Genomic DNA, 18,740 nt, shown 5'->3' on the forward strand with positions numbered 1-18,740 from the left:
ATGAGCAAGAAATGGCTCATTGTTTATTTATCAATTTATTAACATTGATCACGCAAATGTAACGCAGTGTGATGTAACCCCTTTATGAGGGTGTTAATTACGGCTTTGGATAAGCAAAAAACAGCTCATGTAATCGCTGTCAAATAAGCAATATTTTGCCTATTCCAAATGGTTTTTTTATGTAATGTAAACCATATCAATAACTTACCTTGTTGGCATTGTGCTTGCTATCTAGCTTTTGTTGTTAACAAAAATATAACGTGAATAACTCTACATGGAGAGTAACAATGAAATACAACAAGTTAGTTAAAACTTTAGCGATCGCAATGGCCTCTATTGGCCTTATCGGCAACGCTTCAGCACAAGAAGAGCGCAGCTACATTTTAGCGACGGCCTCAACGGGTGGGACTTACTATCCGGTTGGTGTGGCCTTAGCAACTTTGAGTAAAGTTAAGCTTGCGCCTAAGCAGCACTTTTCTTTGGCGGCTATCAGCTCTGCTGGATCCGGTGAGAACGTAAAGTTGTTAAATGAGAACGAAGCTCAGTTTGCCATTTTACAAGGTTTGTATGGCGCGTGGGCGTGGCAAGGGCTTGGTCCATATGAGAAGTCAGGCAGTCAAAAGCAACTGCGTTCAGTCTCTATGCTATGGCAAAATGTTGAGCATTTCATTGTTCGTTCTGATCTGACAGAAACGGGCACCATGACTGATTTGAAGAACTTGAATGGTAAAAAGTTTTCTATTGGTAAGAAAAACTCAGGAACAGAGAATTCAGGTCGTCAAATTATGCGAGGCCTTTCCATAGACCCAGAACAATTTAAACTCGCCTTTATGGGTTATGGTGGCAGTGCGAGCGCATTACAAAATGGCACTATTGATGGCATGAATACGCCAGCTGGTGTACCAGTCGGGGCGGTTACTCAAGCATTTGCGGCCTTAGGTGAAGACATTCAAATCTTGTCGTTTACCGATGCGCAAATCAAACAAGCGAACGGCGATTACAATATCTGGACAAAATATGAGATCCCAGCAAACACTTATCCAGGTGTCGATCAGCCGATTACCACTATCGCACAACCTAACTTTCTAGCGGTTCGTGAAGACATCTCTGAAGAGGATGTGTATCAGCTCACCAAAGCTATCTATGAAAACCTACCTTTCTTACAAGGTATCCACAAAGCAACCAAAGCAATGGCACTTGAGAAAGGGATCGCAGGCCTTCCTGTTCCGCTTCACCCAGGCGCTGCACGTTACTACCAAGAAGTGGGCATCGAGATCCCTTCTGAGTTGATCGTCAACTAGCTTACCTGTTGTCAGGTAACTATTGGCTTATGAGCCATTGGTTTATGAACTATTGCTCTATGAACTAACGGTTTGCCATCAACTACCCCCTTCGTGACTTAATTGCTGGTGCACGTTCGCTCAAGAATGTGTTCGTGCGCCTCTTCACTTTATGGATATTCTCTTCGTGTTTGCTGCGGAGAGCAGGAGTTTTCTATGAGCGATTCGCTGCAGCAGGAACTGAAAAAATTTGAACTGCCGACCCGAACGGATTTCCCGTGGGTAGGCAAAGCGATAACGACAATGGGTGTGATACTCTCGCTGTTACACATTTGGTTTAATACCTTATCGACCTTGCCAGAGCTTTGGATCTCAGCGACTCACTTCGCGGGTTTTGCGATCATTTGTGCACTTTGGTATCCGGCTCATATCTCGCTTAAAAAGAGCAAAGTAGCTTTAGCGGTCGATATCGGAATCGCTTTAGCGGCTCTGGCTTGCCTTATCTATATTCCCTTTGCCGAAGATGCGCTTTATGAGCGAGGCGTGAAGTTTATCGCCAGTGATTGGTTCTTCTCTATCTTGGCGATTGCGATTGTTATTGAGCTGATTCGCCGTACTATGGGCTGGTTTATTCCGGTGCTTATCTTGGTGTGTTTGAGCTATGTGGTGCTTTGGGGGCAATGGACCAGTGGCATCTTCCACTTCCCGGGCTTGAGCCTTGAGACTTTGCTTTATCGAAGCTTTTATTCTTCAGAAGGGATGTTCGGTTCTATCTCGAGAATAAGTTGGACCTTCGTGTTCATGTTCATCCTATTTGGCGCATTTTTAGTGCGATCGGGTGTCGGTGATTACATCATTGATGTGTCTCGCGCGGCGGCGGGCAAAGTGATTGGTGGCCCCGGTTTCATTGCGGTGATTGGCTCTGGCTTGATGGGATCGGTGTCGGGCTCTAGCGTGGCAAATACGGTATCCACTGGCGTGATCAGTATTCCGTTGATGCAAAAAGCAGGCTTCCCTTCGCGTTTTGCGGCAGGTGTTGAAGCCGCTGCATCGACGGGCGGGCAGTTGATGCCACCTGTGATGGGGGCGGGCGCGTTTATCATGGCGTCTTACACGCAAATCCCTTATGTCGATATCATTGCGGTTTCCTTCTTACCTGCGCTTATCTACTTTTTGTCTGTGGCTTTTTTCGTGCGTATTGAAGCGAAGCGTAGTGGTGTACAGAAGGTGGTTTCAGGGTGTGAACCGTTGTTGAAGGTGCTACTTTCAGGATGGCACAACCTGATCCCACTAGCGGTGTTGGTAACCTTGTTGGTGAAAGGCTTTACGCCGACTTACGCGGCGGGTATCTCTATCCTGTCTGTAGTCGTGGCTTCATGGTTCTCTAAAAATCATAAAATGGGTCCAAAAGCGATCATTGAAGCGCTTTCTCAAGGAGCGAAAAACATGGCGACGACGGCAGTATTGTTGGTGGGTATTGGTCTCGTTATCAACGTGATCAGCACCACCGGAATTGGTAACACTTTCTCGTTGATGATCAACAGTTGGGCGAATGGCGACTTGCTCATCATGATTGCTTTGATCGCACTCGCTTCTTTGATTCTGGGTATGGGCTTACCAGTAACGGCGGCTTATATCGTGCTGGGCACTTTGTCGGCTCCGGCTTTATATAAACTGATTGCTGAAAGCCAGTTGCTTGACCTGTTGGTATCGGGCCAGTTACCTGAACAGGCGAAAGCCATCTTTATGTTGGCGGCACCAGACAAGTTAGATTTATTGAATGCACCAATGGCACTTGAAACAGCAAAAGAGATGATTGCTTTAGTGCCTGCTGATTTTGTGGAAACGCTGCTTGAGCAAAGCCTCGGCCTAGAAGCGATTAGCCTTGCACTGCTTTCTGCACACTTGATCATCTTCTGGCTATCGCAAGACAGCAACGTGACACCGCCAGTTTGTTTGACTGCATTTGCGGCAGCGACTATCGCTAAAACACCACCAATGAGAACAGGTTTAATGGCTTGGAAGATCGCCAAAGGTTTATACCTAGTACCGTTGCTGATTGCCTACACTAATTTAGTGAGCTGGGATATTGTCTCGGTACTGGTAACGGGTGGTTTTGCTATTGTTGGCACTTACGCGTTTATCGCGGCAATTGAGGGTTACCTAGAAAGTGAAATCAATGTGATGACTCGAGTCGTGTTAGTAGTGCTTGGCGTGGCCTTGGTGTGGCCTGATGTTTCAGTCGTAATTCGCTTAGTGTGTGTTGCTTTGTTTGTCGGTATTTTTATTCACAGTGGTCGCAAATACGATGCTAACAAAGTGAAAAGAGAATCGAAAAACGAGGAAGAAACTAAACCTCAAACCGAGTCTAGAACGGTCGCTTCTTCCCTATAATTAAAAGGATTGAATGTAGGAATATTATGAATTCAATATACGACTATATTATTGTTGGTGGCGGCATTGTTGGTGTATCGACCGCGTGGCAATTGCAACAAGCTCACCCCGATAAAAGTATTCTTTTAGTGGAAAAAGAGCGTGGCTTCGCGCAGCATCAAACTGGCCATAATAGTGGGGTGATTCATGCTGGCGTTTACTACGCTCCGGGCAGTTTAAAGGCGGATTTTTGTAAGCGTGGCGTCGAGCGCACCATCGCCTTTTGTGGCCAACACGATATTCCTGTCGAAAACTGCGGTAAGTTGTTGGTTGCAACCAATGAGCAGGAAGTAGAGCGAATGAACGCGCTCTATCAGCGTTGTCAGGACAACGATATTGATGTCGATCTCTTGGATCAAGCGCAGCTAAAACTTGCTGAGCCGAACATCACGGGCTTGGGCGCGATTTATGTCAAAACCACCAGTATTGTGGATTATAAAAAAGTGACTGAAGTGATGGCTCAAGAATTTGTTGAAGCGGGTGGCAAGCTCAGCCTTGGCACTGAAGTGGTCATGGCGGATGAACAAGCAGATGAGGTCCAGTTAACTTGCAAAGTAGATGGTCAGACTCTCCAACTCAATAGCCGGTTCTTGATCACGTGCTCAGGTTTGATGGCTGACAGAATGACCAGCATGCTAGGCATTGAAACTGACTTCCAGATTGTCCCATATCGAGGTGAGTACTATCAGTTGGACGTGAAACACAACCAAGTGGTGAATCATCTAATTTATCCTATTCCAGACCCTGAACTGCCTTTCTTGGGTGTGCACTTAACACGTATGATTGATGGCTCCGTAACAGTAGGGCCAAATGCAGTTCAAGGCTGGAAGAGAGAAGGTTATGGCAAGCTTAACTTTAGCTTTAAGGACACTTGTCAGATGCTGAGCTTTGCGGGTTTTTGGAAAGTGACTGCGAATAATCTAAAAACCGGTTTGGTCGAGTTTAAAAACTCGTGGTGGAAGCCGGGTTATCTAAAGTTAGTGAACAAATATTGCCCGAGCATTACGGTTGATGATTTTAAGCCTTACCCTGCGGGGATTCGTGCTCAAGCGGTGCTCAAAGATGGCACCTTAGTTCATGATTTTCTGTTTGCCGAAAGCCCAAGAAGTTTGCACGTGTGTAATGCACCATCGCCAGCTGCGACCTCTGCAATGCCGATTGGTGAATATATTTGCACCAAGGTGATGAAAAAGACGGCTTGATGATAACTTAAGAGCATTGATCGAATTTTTCTCCGCAGACAATAAAAAATCCGCGAGCTCTATTCTATTTAGGAGCGAACTCGTGGATTTTTTTAACTTTGTCTATTTAACCTAGAGAATATTTCTACCTAACAAACATGTCTGGTGCTCGGTGGCACTTGTATGAGTGATGGTTTACAAGGCTCATAGCGACTGAGGAACAAAGTTGGCGACGATAGATACATCGTTAAAGTTACGGTAACCGCGCACCATGATGTTGAATTCACCCGCAGGTTTATTCAATACACACTGTTCGTTACTGCCATTTGTGTATGGACGACAATCGTAGCTAGCTTTCGAAACCACACCGTTGTGTTTGACGTATAAGTCGGCATCACCACTGCGAGGTCCGGTCATTGTTACGGTTAACTGACCGGCATCTTGAGTCGTAAAAGTGAAGAATTGCTCTTCACCATACCCCGCCGTAAGGCCTTCAACAGGGACACCATTTTGCAGCTCTTTAGGGCCTGAAACTGGCGAGTCAAGGCTGGTTTCAACGAGGTAAGCAATCGCCAGTTTGGCGAATTTTGTCGCGTGTGTTGCCGTCGGGTCGGAGTTATTAAGTGTATCGTGTTCCGTATGGATGTTCGGGTTGTAATCGTTGAACATGCTCTCAAACGGCATTGCTGCTGGATAGCCAACATTGTGCCATGAGGCGTGGTCAGAACAGGCGTAGCCACAATCATCAAAGCCGTAGCTGATCTCACTGGCGTAAGTATCGATAAGTTCACTCAAATAGGCGGTTAGATTGCTGTCGGTATAATCCGTAATGAAGGTGATATCGTGCGCTGAACCGTTATAGTTCGTCATGTCTAATTGCAGTACCGAGACAACGTTTGCTTGCTCATCTCTTAAAGTGTTAGCGACATCTTGCGAACCGCGCAATCCCACTTCTTCTGCCGCATAGCCATAGAATTTGATGGTTTTATCGGGCTGAATCCCACTGGCAACCATAAGGCGCAGCGACTCTGTCACGGTAGCGATACCTGATGCGTCGTCATCCGCGCCCGGGGAGATGGTGCCTTCACTTGTCCAAGAACCGACTGTGGAATCAAGGTGCCCGCCAACAACGACGATCTCTTCTGGATATTTAGCGCCAAGTAGCGTCACTTCAACCGATTTTTGCGGGTATTCAGCGTGTGTGATTTGGCGCGCAGACGCGTAGGGTACATCTTTAATTTCCGCTTCCCAACGTTCTAAAAGCCAATCTGAAGCAGCAATACCAGTAGAAGTCGTATAAAAACGGTTGGTGAAAGTGGTCAGGTTTTCTATGGTTGTGACCATGTTATTGGGTTCAACCTGAGCGAGTAAGTCGTTTACTGTATCTTGGTGGCTGATCACTGGCTTTTCGAACGTGCTCATCGTCAGTGGCATAGCTGCCGCTTTGAGTGCACTTGCTTGGTCTTCATGCACCATGTAACCACCACAGCGGTGGGTTTCTTCGTGCATATGGCTAGAGAGTTTAGCCAGTTGTTTCTCGTTTATTTTAGCCGCAATGGAGTTCTTGTTCGCAACCAGCCCTGAATAAACTGTTGCGCCGTGTTGAGTCACAAGGTGCTGGGCATCAGCATCGGTTGTGATCCAAACGTCTGAGCCCTCTGGTGGTGTAATGCCGAGTGATGCGTAAGCCGAGACACTCCCGAATATAGCGAATGCCAGGATGCTTTTTTTTATAGCCATTTGTTGTCCTTTTTATGGTTAATATCGTTGTTCTGATTGGTATCGTTTCTATGTACCGCCGTTTGTCTAGCGTTGTCTTTCTGGTGCTGCTATTGGATATTTTCACTATCCAAATAGAGAAACAGGGCCCCTTTAGGAGCCCTGAATTTATTATCGATTATTGTGCTTTAATGAAACGGTAGTGCTTGGTTTCTGAACAAATATCGCTTGAGGTACACACTTGGTACTCCACATCAATCGTACCGTTGTGACGGAACTTGTCGACGTATGAGTTGTAGTCTGTCGCACCAACATTTTTGCCATTACGTTTAATCACAAAGTAGTCGTTGGTGTCGTAATCCCATGCCAGCTTAACGCGAGCTTTGCCGTTTGGATTTTTGTTACCAAACTTTAGCTTTAGTGGGAAGGCATCGTTTGAACTGCTTTCAATGTTGATGGATTTGCTGGTAGACGTAGTAACGCCAGCATCGTCTGTCACGGAAAGTGTTACCACATAATCGCCAGCTGCTGCGTAAGTATGACGAGTCATTTCACCATTCAGCATGTTGCCATCGCCTAGGTTCCATTGATAAGAGACTATTTGTCCGTCGCTGTCCGAACTTGTACTGCGTAGCTCTACTTCTTTACCAACAATGGTGTGTTCGAATGAAGAGGTTGGCGGTACGTTAGCATTGCTTGCTTCGTATGATGCTTTTAGGTTTGCATCTGCATAATCTGAGTAACCCAGAACGTTAATGGTATAGCGACCTGCTACTGGGCTTTCAATGACACAGACTTCATCGGTCACGGTTTCACTCTTACAGATATTCTCTTGAGAGCTTGGTGCATAGTCCAGGCCGACATACATATCTGGGTCACCAGTAGAGACAGCCAGATCAATCGTCAGTTTGTCTTGGCCTTCTGGTACTTCGATATCGAAGTAAGTTTTCGAACCTGTTTCGCCAGTCACGGTTTGAGCTTGGCCATTGGTTAGATTTTGATATTCCGGTTCTGGCGGCAATGGTGGCTCGCCACATGGGCTGACACCGACTAGGTTGAATGCAGCAACAACGTCATCGGCACTGTAGCCAAGGTCGGTTGCTGAGTTCTTCACGCCACAAGCACCTTGCCAGAAGTCACTGTTTTCTGACCAGTAGATTTGGTTGGCTAGCACGAACAATTCAAACGCTTTCTTCGTGTCCCAACCTTGTGTGGTTGCTAGGTGGTAGAATGCTTTGTTGAATACACCAGAGCTGTAGTGCACGTTCAAGCCATCGTAGTATTCGGAGGCGTTGTTTATTGATGAGCCATCGCGTGATGGATCGTCCATGTAACGCAAAGCTCCTTCTTCTTTAAAGATATCACGGCCGACCATCCAGTCATTGGTGCCTTTCATGTAGTATTCAGCGGCTTCACCAGCCATATCAGAGAAAGCCTCGTTCATACCACCAGATTGATTTGCATAGACTAAGCCTGAGTTTTGTTCCGTGAAGCCATGGCTCACTTCGTGCGCTGATACATCTAAGCTGACAAGCGGGTAAAAGAAGCTTTCACCATCACCAAAGGTCATTGCCTTGCCGTCCCAAAATGCATTCTCGTAGTTTTCACCGTAGTGAACACGCATCATGAGCTTGAAGGAGAGTGGTGCTGTGTCGAACCAGTTTTTGTACATGTCGAACACGATGTTGCCGAAGTAGTGTGCATCGTTGAGTGGTGAGAATGCACCATTTACGGCTTTGTGTTCGTTACGAGGGCATTCATAGCGGTAGGTGGTGTCGCCATCGGTAGCACCATTGAGGTCAACGGTGACAACATTTTCTGACTCCATCACACACTCTGTGCCATTTTCCAACACATCTAGGTAGTGGTAATCAGTACCGTATTCGTACATGCCTGTTTTTTCGTTACCACCGGGGCCAGTGCCAACCTGTGCGTGAGCAATACCTTCCCAGCGGTCAATAACTTCGCCCGTATGTGCGTCTAACATGGTGAATGGTCGAGTAGGGTGCTCGCTGCCTTCGACAAGGTAAGAGACAACGTACACTAGGCGTGTTTTATCCGCCCCTTGTGTGCTAATGCCTTGTTTCGATTTGCCCTGATAAATAAACAGCTCATGTTGGACATTGTCTAGAGATTGGCTGGTTAAGCCTTGAGTCTTGAGGTCTTTACTCGCAAGATCAACGGCTTGAGAGCTATTGATAGAGGGTTTCACAAACGATCGTTCTAGGGTTGTTGTTTTAAGGTAGAGGCCTTGAACCGACTTAAGCGCCCCACCTTTCACACTTTGGGTCGCATTTAGGTAATGCCCCCACACTGGTGTGCCCCAAATGTTCTGTTGAATCTTAACTTTGTAGGTACCACGCTTTTTGAGGCTAACTTCTTTTACCATTTTGAAGTTAGAGGCGTTACTGACACCTAACTGGGCGTTCAACCCTGAGAAGTTGGTAAAGTTGATCGGTTGATCGATTTTAACGGATTCATTTGCATGAACTGATAAAGACATAGCACTGGCTATAGCAACGGCAACTAAACGCTTTCTTATTTTCATTGTTATTTTCTCTTTCTATATAAATTCAAAGAAAAAGTAACAAAACTAATACAATGTATTTACATCATTCGATCTGATTATTTAGTAGCATGGCAGTGATCTCTTTTATTCATGAAATTTATATTTATCGTATTTACAGATAGTTATTGTTTCTGTTTATTTTTGAACGCACCCGTGTCTTTTATTTATACAATCATGATACTTTTATTAAGTGTTAATTTTCATTGATAATTAAGATCTTAGTGCAAATTGATCTGTGCCTCAATTAATGGGGTTTGGGTTGATAGAAGGATCAACGATTTCAAAGTGTGATTTTTAGCGGAAGGTTATTCAGCGAATTTACAGGCCATTTTGATAAGAAATTGAAGGTTCTTAGGCTTATTTCTCGAGTTATTAGTGACGAGAAGCTGGGGGAATTAACTACTTACTTGGCACAGAGCACAAAATCTGCTGGATGAAAAAAGCCAGCGACGGGTCACTGGCTTAAATTAACTTGGTTTGTACAGGCTACTGATTAAAGGTACGTAACTAGACGCTTAACCATGGTTTGTAACTAAAGTGAATTACTGCTTTTTACCGCCGACTTGAACGTAGTCGATACCGATAATACGGTTGATGATACCCAGAACAGAGCTTGTATCAGAGTTTGTTGAGCGAATAGTATCAACCGTTGCACCTTCAGGTACCAATTCCATTGCACGATCTTGTGTGTTACCTGGAACTTGGAAACCAACAATGTTGAAGCTTTCAGCGTGCGCTGTGTAAACTTCTTCGCTGTGGTTGATACCTGAACAACCTGCCAAAGAAACAATACCTAAAACAACTAATAACTTTTTCATAAAAATACCTTAAGAATGATTGGAATCTAGATGGCAAGCCACAAAGGCGGTGTCATGATTATCTAGACTCAATAAGTTCATAGGGAGACAGGATCTCCCGGCCGATGTTGAACATTATTCCAGAGGTGTTTTGTAGTTACTGTATGGTTTTGTCAGCTGAATCATTACATAGCTGAATGGTTATGGTGAATACCGCCCCCTTTAAGGTCTGGCTCTGACCAACCTCCACAGTCGCACTGTGTTGAGCACAGATCTTCTCGACGATAGAAAGCCCTAAACCATGGCCGCTCTTAGCTTTATTACGCGCTTTGTCGCCAACGTAAAAGGGTTCAAACAGGCGAGCTTGATGCTCTTTTGCCACGCCATCACCATCATCATGCACCGCGATCTGTAGCTTATCTTGATGCACGCTTGCTTCAATTGACACTTGCGAACGTGCGAACTTCATTGCGTTACGAACTAGGTTATCTAGTGCTCGGTTGAGTAGCGTTTCATCCGCCATTATTGAGCTAGGTTGCTCAGGTAATGATAGGTCGATGCTGAGCTGAGTGTCTTTGCTCCAACGCGTCATGGCGTGGTCGAGAAAGTCTCTTATCTCTAATGGCTGTTGTAGGTTTTCGAGGTTAATGCTATCGAGCTTGGCGTAGCACAACAGTTCATCGACCATCTTTTCCATCTCTTCCGTATCTTCGACAATACTTTCTACGGTGTCTTGTTGAGCTTCGTTGAGTGGCGTGTCTTTGAGCATCTCAGCTTGCCACTGGATACGAAATATTGGCGTACGTAGCTCATGAGCCACTGCGTTGGTGAGCGAGCGATTACTCTCAATTAAGCGATGAATACGGTCAGCCATCAGGTTGAAAGACTTATTCAGTGAGCCGATGGCAATGCCGCTTGAAGTCTCGGCTCGTGAAGAGAGATCCCCTTCAGAAAAACGCAGAGTGGCAGTCTCAAGCTTTTTAACTCGGCGGAAGATAATAAATAGATGACATAAGCCATATAAGATAAAGCTTGCTAAAAAGAACAACCAAATGAGGTCATCCTCCAACTCTATTTTTTGTCTAACGAACGCTTCACTGTTGGGGAGGTAGTGATAGGTATTGTCACTGCTTGCTAAGCGAAACCATAGATCACGTTCATCATCGTGAAAAACAAAGGTATTCGGGTTAGTGCTGAAGAACTCTGAAACGGGGCTTGGTATTTCATCGTCTGGGCTGAATGTAACCAATTTATTTCGTGTGGTTTCTACAAACTGGTTTATCGCTTGATGAGCAGCTTCAAGGCCTTGATTCTTAGCGATATTTTCGATCAATTGCTGGTGGGCTGCCGCTTCGTAATCTTCCAGTACATATTCGTAGTCGGTATTGAGCTGATAGACGCTGATCTCGTAGGCGACAAGGCCGGCCATAAAGCAAACTAACAGCCCTATTAAGGACTCCAAAAAGATACGTCGCATAATCGCTCTCTTTTATTACGCTCGTATTGAGCGAGGTTAACGCCAGGCGGTCGAAACAAACAAGTAACCTTTCCCGCGAATGGTCTGAATTTTCTCTGCTGGTGTGTGGTCGTCGCCAAGAATCTTTCTTAGGCGCACTATTTTATTATCAATCGTTCGATCGATTCCGTCGTACTCAATACCACGCAGCGTTTGTGTCAAATAGTCACGTGATAGCGGAGTATCAGGGTTACTTGCTAATAACCACAACAGGTCAAACTCGCTGTCGGTTAGTGATAAAACGGCACCTGAAAGTTCACACTTCTTATAGGTGTTTTTCAGAACCAGTTGATCAAACTGAAGGTTGTCTGAGTCATCGACTGAAGCCGTATTGGCCTCTTGGCGGCGTAATAGCGAACGAACTCTGGCCAGCAGAACTCTTGGTTTGATTGGCTTGGTGACATAGTCATCAGCGCCTGTCTCTAAGCCTGCAACGTGGTCGAAATCATCATCGCTGGCGGTGAGCATTAAAATCTTACCTTTAAAGAGAGTGCGCGTCTGTCGGCATATTGTCAGTCCATCGGTTACAGGGAGCATTAAATCCAACAACACGATATCAGGCTGTTCGGCAAGGATGGTCTGCGCGGCATTACTGCCATCATCGAGTGTGGAAACATCAAAGTCCTGCGTAACAAAGTAATCCTTTAGCATTCTCTGAAGTTTCAAATCGTCTTCTACGATGATCATTTTAGGTTTTGTCATTCCATTCTCAGCCTTATCGTGTGTTTAACTTATTGAGATTTTTTGAACGGGTTTGATTTTATGGTGAGCTATTGTTGCATATTGAATTCAAATGCTTCGCGAACAATATCTGACGTAAATGATTAAACACTTTCTACGGTAGTTCAATGCTGATTTTGAATTAGTGATCAAAATAAAAAACAATGTTCATAAAGCGTACTTATTCCATTACATTTGTCCGGCCGATAGTTACAGTATTAATCAATAGAGTTTACTTTTTTATACAGGAGTGAATAACGGTATGCACTACTATCGAAATGCATTACTGACATTACCGTTACGTCTAATTTTCAGCGTTAGAATCTGCTTTTAAGACGATCTGCCTAATTTTTACATAATATTAGTTTGATTGAATTTTGTACTTTTTAAGTGAAAACATTTGACCAATAACCATCACACCTCAAATCTTTAATTAATTTAATTAGGGGTCTAAATGATATTTAAGTGGTTGTTTATATTTAATTTATTTATGTATTGGTGGTTCTCTGTTATGGGTTTGTTTCAAATAATCATTTGAACCCTAACTAAATTTCTGTCATTTTATATTTAACTAAACGTTCAATAAAAAATAAAAGGACTAAAAAATGCCGAAGGTTGGGATGCCTGATATACGTAAACCACAGCTCGTACAAGCCACGATGACCGTGATTGATCGAGTGGGTTTACATGCCGCAAGTATTGCTTTGATCAGTAAGGAAGCGGGAGTTTCAACGGGCATCATTAATCACTATTTTGGTGGAAAGCATGGTCTGCTTGAAGAGACTATGCGTGAAATTCTTCGCCAATTATCCAACACCATTACCACGGCATTAAAAGCACTCCCTGTTGATGCTCACCAGCAGAGGATTAATGCAATCATTGAAGGTAACTTCGAAGGCTACCAAGCCGAAAACAAGGTCGCAAAAACGTGGTTGGCATTTTGGTCATATTCGATGCATGACCAACAATTGAAAAGACTTCAGCGCGTGAATGAAAGACGTTTACTTTCGCATTTACGCCTTGAGTTGAAAGGTATTCTTAATCATGAACAGGCGGAGCTCGTTGCTCACGGTATTGCTTCTTTGATTGATGGTTTATGGCTGAGAGGCACGTTAAACCCTGAAGGTATCGATGCCCAAAAGGCACGCGCTATTATCAATGACTACCTTGATAAGCAATTGACGTTTTACTCGTGTCACTCGAATAAAACCTAGTCATAGCATTCGAATTACAAACACTCACATATAGACCTGTAGAGTCTAAAACAATAATTAAGTCAGAATCTCAAATGGAAATGAACTCATTATATATCGATGGCGAAGCAGTTAAAGCAACGTCTGGTGAAACCTTTGATAGTATTAATCCGGCAAACGGTGAATCTATCGCAACTTTGGGTCAAGCATCTTCAGCGGATGTGGATAGTGCTATCGAATCGGCAAAACGTGGATTTGCGGTATGGTCAGCAATGTCAGCCGTTGAACGCAGCCGTATTCTTTTAAAAGCTGTAGAGATACTTAGAGCTCGAAATGATGAGCTTGCTAGCCTTGAGGTTGTTGATACGGGCAAACCGTTGCAAGAAGCAATTGAAGTGGATGTGGCGTCTGGCGCGGATGTTATTGAATATTTCGCAGGCCTTGCTCCTACTCTTCAAGGCGACCAACAACCGCTTAGTGAATCTCAATTCTTCTACACACGCCGTGAACCGTTAGGTATCTGTGCGGGTATCGGTGCGTGGAACTATCCAATTCAAATCGCAATGTGGAAATCAGCACCGGCACTCGCGGCGGGCAACGCCATGATTTTCAAGCCTTCAGAAGAAACGCCGCTAACGGCACTTAAACTCGCTGACATTTTTACCGAAGCGGGGCTTCCTGAAGGTGTGTTTAACGTGGTTCAGGGAGATTATCGCGTTGGCCAGATGCTGACCGCACACCCAGACATCGCAAAAGTGTCATTCACCGGTGAAATTGGTACAGGTAAAGCCGTGATGGGCGATAGCGCCAAAACGCTTAAATCGGTCACTATGGAGCTTGGTGGCAAATCACCAATGATTGTGTTTGATGACGCGAAATTGGATGATGCGGTCTCCGCTTCCATGGTCGCAAACTTCTACACCCAAGGCGAAGTATGTACTAATGGCACTCGTGTTTATGTACACGAAAACATCTATAACGCATTTATTGATCAACTTAAAACACGCACTGAAAAGCTGATCATTGGTGACCCAATGAAGATGGATACTCAGATTGGCGCGTTGATTTCTAAAGAACATCTTGCAAAAGTTCTTGAAGCGATTGAGCTAGCTAAACAGTCTGGTGCAACCCTGTTAACTGGTGGTTATCAAGTGACAGACAACGGCCTAGCGAACGGCAACTTTGTTACTCCAACCGTGTTTGTGGATTGCGAAGACAGCATGCCACATGTCCAACAAGAGATCTTTGGTCCAGTGATGTCGGTAATGAAGTTTACTGACGAAGACGACGTTATTCGCCGTGCTAATGACACTAAATATGGCCTTGCTGCTGGCGTATTCACGCAAAACCTTTCTCGTGCTCACCGAGTTATTCATCAAATGCAAGCCGGTATTTGCTGGGTTAACACATGGGGTGACTCACCTGCAGAAATGCCTGTCGGTGGCTACAAACTTTCAGGTATTGGTCGTGAAAATGGACCAGAAACTCTGCTTCACTACACGCAAACCAAGAGCATTCTTATTGAGCTAGGCGATTTCGCTAGCCCATATGCCTAACGCGTAACACTCAACTCAACGGAGAAACAAAATGGAACAACGCTACGATTATATTATCGTCGGCGCGGGTTCGGCCGGCTGTGTGTTAGCGGATAGACTAACAGAGAGCGGTGAACATAGCGTTTTATTATTGGAAGCTGGTGGTACGGATAAGAGCATTTTTATCCAAATGCCAACTGCGCTTTCTTATCCAATGAATACTGAAAAGTATGCGTGGCAATTTGAAACAGAGCAAGAGCCGGGCCTTGATGGACGTGAACTGCATTGTCCACGTGGCAAAGTATTAGGCGGTAGCTCATCAATTAACGGTATGGTTTATGTTCGTGGCCATGCATGCGATTTTGATCAATGGGAAGAAGAGGGTGCTACGGGTTGGAACTACCAAGCCTGTCTGCCTTATTTCCGCCGTGCTGAATCATGGAGCAAAGGTGGTGACGAATACCGTGGCGACAATGGGCCAGTAGGCACTTGTAACGGCAACGATATGGAGCTTAATCCGCTTTATCAAGCATTTATTGATGCAGGTAAAGACGCCGGTTACCCAGAAACACAAGACTATAACGGCTACCAGCAAGAAGGCTTCGGTACTATGCACATGACAGTAGACAAGGGTGTTAGAGCCTCAACCTCTAACGCTTATCTGCGCCGTGCATTGAAGCGTTCAAACCTTACCTTGAAAAAAGGTATCGTGGCTCGTCGTTTCTTGCTTGAGTCACAAGACACACAGGGTCAATCGGGTCTGAAAGCTGTTGGTGTTGAATTCGAAAAGTCAGGCAATACACAAGTGGCTGTGGCGAACAAAGAAGTGATCTCGTCTGCGGGCTCTATTGGTTCTGTTCAACTGCTGCAGCTTTCTGGTATCGGCCCGAAATCCGTGCTTGAAAAGGCAGGCGTTGAACTGAAACACGAGTTGAACGGCGTGGGTGAAAACCTGCAAGACCACTTAGAAGTGTACTTCCAATATCACTGCAACGAGCCTATTACTCTCAACAGCAAGCTTGGTTTAGTGAGCAAGGGCATGATTGGCGCAGAGTGGATTCTGACTCGTAAAGGTTTGGGGGCTACTAATCATTTTGAATCATGCGCGTTCATTCGTTCACGCAAAGGATTGAAGTGGCCGAATATTCAATACCACTTCCTACCAGCAGCAATGCGTTACGACGGGCAAGCGGCCTTTGATGGTCATGGCTTCCAAGTACACGTTGGTCCTAACAAGCCAGAAAGCCGCGGTACGGTGGCGATCACTTCTGCTGATCCACATGCCAAGCCAGAGATCATTTTCAACTACATCTCGACCGAACAAGACCGCCAAGATTGGCGCGATTGTATTCGTCTGACGCGTGAGATTCTGTCTCAACCTGCGATGGATCTTTACCGAGGTGAAGAGATTCAGCCTGGTCTCAATATTACTTCCGATGAAGCGATTGATGAATGGGTTAAGCAGAACGTGGAAAGCGCCTACCACCCTTCATGTGGCTGCAAAATGGGTTCAGATAACGACCCAATGGCGGTGCTTGATGAAGAGTGTCGAGTCCGCGGCATCGACAACTTACGTGTGGTTGATTCATCAGTTTTCCCAACCATTCCAAATGGCAACTTAAACGCACCAACCATTATGGTGGCTGAGCGTGCTTCTGATTTGATTCTGGGCAAGCCTGCACTTAAAGAACAAGACGTTCCTGTGTGGATTGCACCTGAATGGGAAGAGAAACAAAGAATAAGTAAACCAGTAAGAGAGGCGTAAGTCTCTGTTACTGAATAAAAATAAGAAAACCAGTAATAACAAAAATTAGTAAAAAGTTAGTAGAACTTCCCTTATTTGTATGAGTTAGGGCAGTAAAAGGAAAGATAAAAAAGGAATCATTATGACGACTCAATATAAACAAACCGCGACAAATAAGCCTTTAGCAAGCAATGCGTTAAAAACGAAGGCGCTCGCAACATTAGCTATCAGTTCATTTGCATTTGGTGCTAACGCTTCTATTGAACCACAGCAATGTGAAAACGTGCGCTTCGCTGATGTGGGTTGGACAGACATTACCGCAACAACTGCTGTTACTTCTGAACTATTAAAAGGCCTTGGTTACAAAACCAAAACCGACCTACTTTCAGTACCGGTAACTTACTCTTCAATGGCCAACGGCGATATTGATATCTTTTTAGGTAACTGGATGCCAACTATGGAAGGCGATATTGCTAAGTACCGTGAAGCGGGCACTGTAGAAACCGTTCGTGCCAACCTTGAAGGCGCTAAATACACACTAGCCGTACCAAAATATGTGTACGACTCTGGTGTGAAAAGTTTCACCGATCTCGCAAAGCATGCCGACAAGTTTAAAGACCGTATCTACGGCATTGAACCGGGCAACGATGGTAACCGTTTAATCCAATCAATGATTGATTCTGATGCATTTGGTTTAAAAGATTTTAGCTTAGTGGAATCAAGCGAAGCAGGCATGGTATCTCAAGTATCACGCGCCGCACGCCGTAGCCAATGGATTGTTTACCTTGGTTGGGCACCTCACCCAATGAACAGCAATGTTGAAATGGAATACCTATCAGGTGGTGATGAATTCTTTGGTCCTAACTACGGCGGCGCAAATGTTTACACCAATGTTCGTTCAAACTACCTGTCTGAGTGCGCAAACGTCGGTCAACTTCTACAGAACCTAGAGTTTACTTTAGAGATGGAAAACCAGTTGATGGAAGAAATCCTTAACCAAAACGTTAAGCCTGAAAAAGCGGCTCAACAATGGCTAAATAGCAACCCACAGCAAGTGGAAGCTTGGTTAGATAACGTAAAAACACATAAAGGTGAATCAGCAACTCAAGCCGTTACTGACTACCTAAAGCAGGTAAAAGCTTAGTTCTCTACCCAGTTACATAAATAACAAAGGTGAGCTTCGGCTCACCAATAATCAAAGGCAATATTGTGAATTTTATTACGGAAAACAAAATCCCTGTCGGACAATGGATGGAAACTGGTGTTGACTGGTTAACAATTAACGCAGCAGGTTTTTTTGATGCTATTTCTATCTTTTTGGAAACCGTTATTCTTTTTTTAGTTGATGTATTTAAATGGATGCCACCTGCGCTGCCAATCGTGATAACGGCGGCAATCGCATGGTATTTACACCGTAAACTGTCGTTGGTGATCTTTGTCGTCGCAGCGCTTCTCACTATCCTCAACCTTGGCTATTGGCAAGAAATGCTGGAAACCTTTGTTCTCGTCTTTGCGGCGACAACGATTTCCGTATTAATTGGTGTACCAGTTGGCATCATGGCAGCTCATCGTCCTTGGCTCTATACGCTGCTACGTCCAGTACTTGATTTAATGCAGACAGTCCCAACGTTTGTGTACTTGATTCCGACCTTAGTGCTATTTGGTTTAGGCATCGTTCCTGGCTTAATCTCGACGATCATTTTCGCGATAGCATCGCCGATTCGTTTGACCTATTTGGGGGTCACAAAAGTACCAGAAGAATTGATTGAAGCTGGTAAAGCTTTTGGTGCTAGCCGCATGAAGTTGCTACTCAAAGTTGAATTGCCGGCGGCTTTACCCAGCATCATGGCGGGTATCACACAGTGCATTATGTTATCGCTTTCAATGGTAGTTATTGCGGCACTGGTAGGGGCTGATGGCCTTGGCAAGCCAGTCGTTCGAGCTCTAAACACAGTCAACATTTCACAAGGCTTTGAAGCCGGATTAGCGATTGTTTTAGTAGCAATTATTCTTGATCGCTTGTGCAAAACACCCAACCAGAAGGAAGCTTAAT

The 18,740-nt window shown here is 44.8% G+C and carries 13 protein-coding genes; 8 read left to right on the forward strand and 5 right to left on the reverse strand.

Annotated features, from left to right (window positions below):
- The first annotated feature begins 287 nt into the window (after positions 1–287).
- The 3 genes from OCV24_RS16280 (at position 288) to lhgO (ending at position 4,915) form a co-directional block, all read left to right on the forward strand.
- Positions 288–1,301, forward strand: coding sequence for a TAXI family TRAP transporter solute-binding subunit (locus OCV24_RS16280; protein WP_017057743.1), 1,014 nt, complete (start codon positions 288–290; stop codon positions 1,299–1,301).
- 195 nt (positions 1,302–1,496) lie between these two features.
- Positions 1,497–3,674, forward strand: coding sequence for a TRAP transporter permease (locus tag OCV24_RS16285; protein ID WP_150877553.1), 2,178 nt, complete (start codon positions 1,497–1,499; stop codon positions 3,672–3,674).
- Between the two features lie 26 nt (positions 3,675–3,700).
- Positions 3,701–4,915 carry an L-2-hydroxyglutarate oxidase gene (lhgO, locus tag OCV24_RS16290; protein WP_150877551.1) on the forward strand — a complete coding sequence of 405 codons (1,215 nt, stop codon included), beginning with the start codon at positions 3,701–3,703 and terminating at the stop codon, positions 4,913–4,915.
- Positions 4,916–5,098: 183 nt separating this feature from the next.
- Here the strand turns inward: lhgO and OCV24_RS16295 are convergent, their stop codons facing one another.
- The 5 genes from OCV24_RS16295 to OCV24_RS16315 all read right to left on the reverse strand — a co-directional run bounded on the left by OCV24_RS16295 (position 5,099) and on the right by OCV24_RS16315 (position 12,197).
- Positions 5,099–6,634, reverse strand: a complete 1,536-nt coding sequence (locus OCV24_RS16295; protein ID WP_150877549.1) for a M28 family metallopeptidase — start codon at positions 6,632–6,634, stop codon at positions 5,099–5,101.
- A gap of 157 nt (positions 6,635–6,791) precedes the next feature.
- Positions 6,792–9,161 carry a M4 family metallopeptidase gene (locus tag OCV24_RS16300; RefSeq protein ID WP_150877547.1) on the reverse strand — a complete coding sequence of 790 codons (2,370 nt, stop codon included), beginning with the start codon at positions 9,159–9,161 and terminating at the stop codon, positions 6,792–6,794.
- A gap of 563 nt (positions 9,162–9,724) precedes the next feature.
- Positions 9,725–10,000 (reverse strand): hypothetical protein, encoded by a 276-nt coding sequence (locus OCV24_RS16305; RefSeq protein WP_017057749.1) that lies wholly within the window; start codon positions 9,998–10,000, stop codon positions 9,725–9,727.
- Between the two features lie 136 nt (positions 10,001–10,136).
- On the reverse strand, positions 10,137–11,456 hold the full coding sequence (locus OCV24_RS16310; protein ID WP_150877545.1) for a sensor histidine kinase: 1,320 nt from the start codon (positions 11,454–11,456) through the stop codon (positions 10,137–10,139).
- A gap of 36 nt (positions 11,457–11,492) precedes the next feature.
- Complete coding sequence (locus OCV24_RS16315) at positions 11,493–12,197, reverse strand: response regulator (protein ID WP_150877543.1); 705 nt, start codon at positions 12,195–12,197, stop codon at positions 11,493–11,495.
- Positions 12,198–12,820: 623 nt separating this feature from the next.
- Here OCV24_RS16315 and betI point away from each other — a divergent pair.
- From betI to choW, 5 genes are all read left to right on the forward strand, one after another.
- Positions 12,821–13,429 (forward strand): transcriptional regulator BetI, encoded by a 609-nt coding sequence (gene betI, locus OCV24_RS16320; protein WP_017057752.1) that lies wholly within the window; start codon positions 12,821–12,823, stop codon positions 13,427–13,429.
- 74 nt (positions 13,430–13,503) lie between these two features.
- Positions 13,504–14,964 carry a betaine-aldehyde dehydrogenase gene (gene betB, locus OCV24_RS16325; RefSeq protein ID WP_150877541.1) on the forward strand — a complete coding sequence of 487 codons (1,461 nt, stop codon included), beginning with the start codon at positions 13,504–13,506 and terminating at the stop codon, positions 14,962–14,964.
- Between the two features lie 31 nt (positions 14,965–14,995).
- Positions 14,996–16,708, forward strand: a complete 1,713-nt coding sequence (gene betA, locus OCV24_RS16330; RefSeq protein WP_146443260.1) for a choline dehydrogenase — start codon at positions 14,996–14,998, stop codon at positions 16,706–16,708.
- A gap of 121 nt (positions 16,709–16,829) precedes the next feature.
- Positions 16,830–17,831 (forward strand): choline ABC transporter substrate-binding protein, encoded by a 1,002-nt coding sequence (locus OCV24_RS16335; RefSeq protein WP_150877539.1) that lies wholly within the window; start codon positions 16,830–16,832, stop codon positions 17,829–17,831.
- Between the two features lie 65 nt (positions 17,832–17,896).
- Complete coding sequence (choW, locus tag OCV24_RS16340; protein ID WP_029627173.1) at positions 17,897–18,739, forward strand: choline ABC transporter permease subunit; 843 nt, start codon at positions 17,897–17,899, stop codon at positions 18,737–18,739.
- The last annotated feature ends 1 nt before the right edge of the window (position 18,740 follow it).

This window comes from Vibrio kanaloae, from assembly GCF_024347535.1.
GTDB lineage: Bacteria > Pseudomonadota > Gammaproteobacteria > Enterobacterales > Vibrionaceae > Vibrio > Vibrio kanaloae.